This is a genomic window from Novipirellula herctigrandis (assembly GCA_007859835.1).
GTDB classification, from domain to species: Bacteria; Planctomycetota; Planctomycetia; order Pirellulales; family Pirellulaceae; genus Novipirellula_A; species Novipirellula_A herctigrandis.
On the sequence record SJPJ01000001.1, the window covers coordinates 1,161,316 to 1,166,949 of the forward strand.

Consider the following 5,634-nt stretch of genomic DNA (forward strand, 5'->3'; position numbering starts at 1 on the left):
TTGTGGACCAAACAGACGCAAAGGGATCATCAACAGCGCACACCTTGCAGAGCAAATCGCCCGGAGTGTGATAACGGTAGCCGTAACCGGGCGGCGACGAAAGATTGTCCATCTCAAAACCGTTCACCATCGCCGCTCCGGGAGAGTAGACCGAGGTCTCTTTGGTTTAGGTTACACTTTGTATTCCCTGTTTGCCACTGGTTTCCCGTTGTGGTGTCACAAGATTCGAACCTTGCCGCATTGACCCTCGGCCCCTCGTAGATCCGGACGTGCGCCTTTAACGCATCCGGCTCCCAGATTTCACTTGCCTCGCGTACTGCGTAACTTGCGGTCCATAGCGATCAAGTCCGTCAAACACTTCGGATTTACCAGCGGATGAAGATCCGTGAAGCGATTGAAATCATCCCAGTTCACATAGCTGTTCTGGCTCCGGCGACTCAAGTGACGCTTCGCCATCCGGCGAACCTTACTGCGATACGCCGCCAGCAACGGCCAATTATCATTGATACCGTAATACTGGTAGTGACCACGAAGTTTCGCGTTAAGCACCGGCCACATTTCGCCCACCGGAGTCGATAGCTGATGATGAAACCAGAGACGCATCTCCGCCAACTTCACTCGCATCTTCTTGCCAGACGTCTTCCTTTTCAGTTTGAACCTGCCTGCTCGACTACGACCACAGTAATGAGTAAATCCGAGGAAGTCGAAAGTGCCCGGAGCACCTTCGCCCAGTCGCTGGCAATCGCGACGGGCCAAGCGTCCGAACCGTAACAACTTCGTTTTGTCCTCGGCGACACATAACGAGAACCGATCCAATCGCTTGGGCAAGACCGTTTGGTATCGCACCGCATCAGATTCGAGTTCGAAGCAACAAAGGAAGTCGTCAGCAAAGCGCAGCAAGTACGCTTCGCCTCCGAGCCGCGGTTTGACTTCTTGTTCGAACCATTCATCTAACACGTAGTGTAAGTACACATTGGCTAGTATCGGTGAGAGACTGGCCCCTTGGGGGACACCCTCTTCGGTTGCCTGCAACTGGCCATCGATCATCACGCCTGCTTCGAGAAAACGTTCGATCAGCCGAAGCAGTTTCGGGTCGCTGATACGTTTCCGCAACAGCTCGCCTAAACGCTCCTGACTCAAATTATCAAAGAAACCTCTGATATCCGCGTCACTGATCCAGTTCACTTTCCGCGTGGCGATGATCCCACCAAGAGTCGCTAAAGCCTCATGACACGATTTCCCAGGGCGATAACCATACGAGAAGTCATAGAAGTCGACTTCGTAGATTTGCTCCAAGATCGTCACGACTGCGCGTTGGACAATTTTGTCTTCGACGCAAGCGATTCCCAGCGATCGCGTCTTCCCATTCCCTTTCGGGATGTTCTTTCGCAAACTGGGCTTCGGGCGATAACTGCCACGATGAAGTCGCTGGAGCAAGTCGCGAAGGTTCGCTTCGAGATCCTCCTCGTAGTCCTCGACCGTGACGTTGTCGACTCCTGGCGTTTTGCCTCGTTTTAGTCGGCGAAAGGCGTACCACAACAACTCATAGTTGAGCATCGAGAAGAGGTTATTGAAAACCGCTTCTGGGGCTCCCTTCGCTCTTTGAAAGGTGCGATCCAGCCGGGTTATCACTGAGGTTCCGTCTCTGAGTACGGGCAGTGCCTGGTCTGGATCGCGTGAAATCCCGACCGCCTTCCCTACACCGATATTACTCGGCTTGTCACTTCCCGATTGGTCTTCGGGCTGCAGCGGTACTATTCGGTCGTCCGATTCCCTGAAAGTCATTTGTCTTCGTTGCTTATTCCACTTCTAGGACATACTCGATCGAGCAAGCTGGTCTGCTTGCGGTCGATCAAGAACCTCAGGGCCTCACTGGTTGCCTGATTCACATGATGTGTAGAGCGAATGGGGCGCCGACTCCAGGTCTCTTCACGAGGCTCGCCAATGACGCGTCGTGAAGTGTTGCCTTGGGGCGTGAACAAACCTTGGGCAGAATCCAACAGGTACCTAATTTCGGAGCTAATCCCGTTCACGGTCACAGGGCCACCTGTGATCCATTCATCCTCACTACCTCTCTGTGTACGCTTCAATCGAAGACTTCGGGGAACCACCTGCGACAGCAGACAATTGCTTTGGGCCCTTATACTTCGGCTGCAACACTCGATACTGGGCGTGTGGCTAGCACTTACCCAGGCGGGATTTCCACCCGCTAGTCAATCAGACCTTGCCAGTCCGCACGTTCACGGCATGGTTCGGCCTCATTGCTCCAGCGAGTCGGTCAACTCAGTCTATCGCTACTCGGCAGGAACGATCCCGACTTCCTTGGCGTAGTCATTCCACGCAGCCATCAACTGGTTAAGCCTCTCGGGCATATCTGCTGACAGGTCCTTCGCTTCACCTGGGTCCTTTGCGACATCGTGGAGGCTCCACTCCCCCGTTCCATAGGGTTTGGGAACGATGACAGCCTTCAGGTCTCCCTGCCGCATCCACTTGCCTCCTCCCATTTCACCGCCGACGAACTCCTCCGGGCCATAGACCGCTTTGCTGCTCCCGTCGAGCAGGCCTACCAAGGATCGCCCTCGCATCGGCTCCATAGTGCTCCCCTTAAACTTGGGAAGCTGGCTGACACTTGCAAGCTCAAGGATCGTCGGCATGACATCAGTCACGTATGCAAAGGCGTCGATCTGACGGCCTCCTTTGACGCCCGGTCCTGCGATCAGGAAAGGAGAGCGAATCCCCCCCTCGCCGACCGTCATTTTAAACTTGTTCAGCGGTCCAGCGGAAGCGCTGCCGAAACCAATGCCGTAAGCGTAGTTCGAACGCGGATGCCCGATGTTCTCGAGACGATTGTCGAACTGGTCCTTGAAACTGGGATCTGCGGCCCCGGGATACTCGTCCGAATACCATGGATTCGGCCCATTATCGGAGAGGAAGATTACGATTGTGTTCTCATACTCGCCGATGTCTTTCAGGAAATCAATCACTCTCCCGTAGTGGTAGTCCATGGCTTCGAGCATCCCCGCGTAGACTTCCATGCCGCGCGCCTCCATGGCACGTTCGTCGTCGCTGAGTTCACTCCACTCTTTGAGCAACGGATGTACTGCAGCCAGTTCAGCGTCCTGAGGCACGATCCCCAACTTCTTCGCGGCTTCCCATCGCTGCTTCTTCAGTAGTCCGTAACCCTGATCGTATTTGCCTCGATACTTCGACAACCAGGGCTCGGGAACATGCACCGGATCATGCGGGGCCGTGAAGGCGAGATAGGCAAGAAATGGCTTACCATCTCCTTGGTTGCTCCGGATCGATTCCATGAGAAAATCCGCGTAGCTCCTGCTTGAGTAGAAATTTTCCGGAAGTTCCTCCAGGTACGCTCCATTCTTTGAGTACTCTGCGGGATCATCCGAAGGGAGGAGTCCGAGGCGGTCTCCCCAATGACTTGCTCCTCCAACGAGAAGAGAGAAGGTTCGCTCAAAACCTCGATCGAAAGGCAAGTTTCCTTTCTTGTGCCCGAGGTGCCATTTGCCCGCCATGTAGGTGTGGTAACCGCCAGCAAGAAGCGTCTCGGCCAACGAGACGACACGATCATTCAGGTAACCTTCGTATCCAGGCCTTCCTTTTTGGTGCTCTGTGAGAAGTTCACCCATGTTCCCAAGGCCAACGATGTGATTGTCGTTGCCGGAGAGGAGCATCGAGCGGGTTGGGGAACAAGACACCGAGACATGAAAATCAGTGAACGTGAGGCCGCGTTTTGCCAGTCGGTCGAGATTTGGCGTGGCAATCTCGCTACCGAATCGGCCGAGGTCCGTCCACCCCATGTCGTCCGCCATGACGAGAAGGATGTTAGGTCTTCGCCCAGAGGCGTTTGCTGCTGCCGCAAACGAGTCAACAGCCAATGCAAATACGAGCAGTAACGACAGGAAACGTTTCATGTATTTGTATCGCATATTTGAGTGACCAATGTTGCCGAACGCCCAGGATCACCGCGTCGGCCCGATCGCCGCAATCACTGGAGCAAACGCTCGTGGCCGACTGCGGTTCATCGTTTGGTTATCTAAATCACGAGGCGTCGTCTCGGGGTGGCCTGGGATGAACTATCCGCCATGCGGTGCATATCGCCTATCTTGACGGAATCCGCCCCTCTGTCGGGCTAAATCGGAATGCAGTTCATGGAGATTCGTTACGATGAATGAATGCGGACTCGTCACGCTCGGTGCCCATCAGAGCAACTATCAACACGTCATTTGCGTCAACATCGAAATGAATGATGTACGAAAACCGCTTTAAGCGACAAGGACGAAGTCCATTTGCAGCAATCGCAAAAAGTAAAGGGTTATCACGAATGCGGCGGATTGCAGACAGGTACTCGACGATGAATTCGTTACCCAGTCCAGCACGTTTGTCATCGTACCAAACCGTGGCGTCGACAAGATCGTCTTCAACCTCGGGTCGGTAGGACAAGTGCCACATCAGCGTCGGTTCTCAACACGCCGCATCAGTTCGTCGTGTGAGATTGCCGTGCTAGGATCGTCCCGGTGGGCAGCCAAACGACGGTCAAGTTCTGCTTGCTGTTTTGGGGTGACCGAAACATCGACGTCATCGGGTAGCGTGTCCCAGATCGCATGCACCACGCGCAAGCGATCGCCGACTGGAAGGGCGGCAAGAGCGGAAATTGTTTGGTCAACATTCATGGGGAGTTCTCCTTGTTCCATTGTATCCCGAAGAATGCTGGTCGTCGAGTCAGCCAAAATCGCTGCGAAACGACACGTTTCAGTCGGATAAAGAATCCATGAAGTCCGTGGTTTGAGGCGAGTCGGCTGGATACACCTGCTGACCAGGCCGTGATCTCGATCTCTCGATCGGTCACAATCAATCGCTCTTAACACGTTGACACCTCAAACCACGGAACTGTCCCATGATAATCTGTTCGCTCGACCTCGGCAAGTTCAAGTCGGTGGCCTGCTTCTTCGATACCGAAAATCAGACCTACCGATTCGAAACCATCCTCACCAAGGTCTCTCACGTCAATCACCTGTTCGAGTCCAACGATATCGACCTCGTCGTCATGGAAGCCTGCGGCCCGTCCGGGTGGATCAGCGATGTTTGTCACCAGAGAAAACTCAAAACCATCGTCTGCAGCACCAACGACGAAGCATGGTCCTGGAAGAACACCAAGCGAAAGACCGATCGAGACGACGCACTGAGGTTGGCCAGTCAAAAAAAGGGGAAGGGGGTAATTAAGCGAAACGACCCCCTTCCCCTTTTCCTCGCCTTCCCCTTTTCCTCGCCCGCGGAATGCAAGTTGCGTTTCAGCGGAGGACGGAGGTGAAATATCGCCAATCAAAACGATGTATGGGGCACCAGTTTCATGCCATTCCCGCAATCGTGGAAATGCGTAGGCAGCCAGCATTGCAGCAGTCGCCGTCAACAGCAGCATCGTGCGAATCGTCAGACGTGGAAAGAGCTTCCTCACAGTTGATCCAGTATGCTCAGTCGGATAAGGCGGTCGTAACCGGGCGACCGCCAAAGTCCTTCCATTTGCAAACGCGCTGCCGGTCGCTCCGGGAGAGTAGACCGAGGTCTCTTTGGTTTAGGTTACACTTTGTATTCCCTGTTTGCCACTGGTTTCCCGTTGTG

At 54.3% G+C, this 5,634-nt stretch carries 5 protein-coding genes; all 5 read right to left on the reverse strand.

The window, feature by feature from the left end:
• Positions 1 to 300: 300 nt before the first annotated feature.
• On the reverse strand, positions 301 to 1,785 hold the full coding sequence (ltrA, locus tag CA13_RS03960; RefSeq protein WP_146394693.1) for a group II intron reverse transcriptase/maturase: 1,485 nt from the start codon (positions 1,783 to 1,785) through the stop codon (positions 301 to 303).
• A 509-nt stretch (positions 1,786 to 2,294) separates the two neighbouring features.
• Positions 2,295 to 3,929 (reverse strand): arylsulfatase, encoded by a 1,635-nt coding sequence (locus tag CA13_RS03965; protein WP_146394694.1) that lies wholly within the window; start codon positions 3,927 to 3,929, stop codon positions 2,295 to 2,297.
• Positions 3,930 to 4,164: 235 nt separating this feature from the next.
• The gene (locus CA13_RS03970) at positions 4,165 to 4,467 is read right to left on the reverse strand and encodes a type II toxin-antitoxin system RelE/ParE family toxin (protein WP_146394695.1); all 303 of its coding nucleotides are present in this window, start codon (positions 4,465 to 4,467) and stop codon (positions 4,165 to 4,167) included.
• Complete coding sequence (locus CA13_RS03975) at positions 4,467 to 4,688, reverse strand: addiction module protein (RefSeq protein WP_146394696.1); 222 nt, start codon at positions 4,686 to 4,688, stop codon at positions 4,467 to 4,469. The genes CA13_RS03970 and CA13_RS03975 overlap by 1 nt, the downstream gene beginning before the upstream one ends.
• Positions 4,689 to 4,876: 188 nt before the next feature.
• Complete coding sequence (locus tag CA13_RS34625) at positions 4,877 to 5,470, reverse strand: hypothetical protein (protein ID WP_419193912.1); 594 nt, start codon at positions 5,468 to 5,470, stop codon at positions 4,877 to 4,879.
• Positions 5,471 to 5,634: the final 164 nt, after the last annotated feature.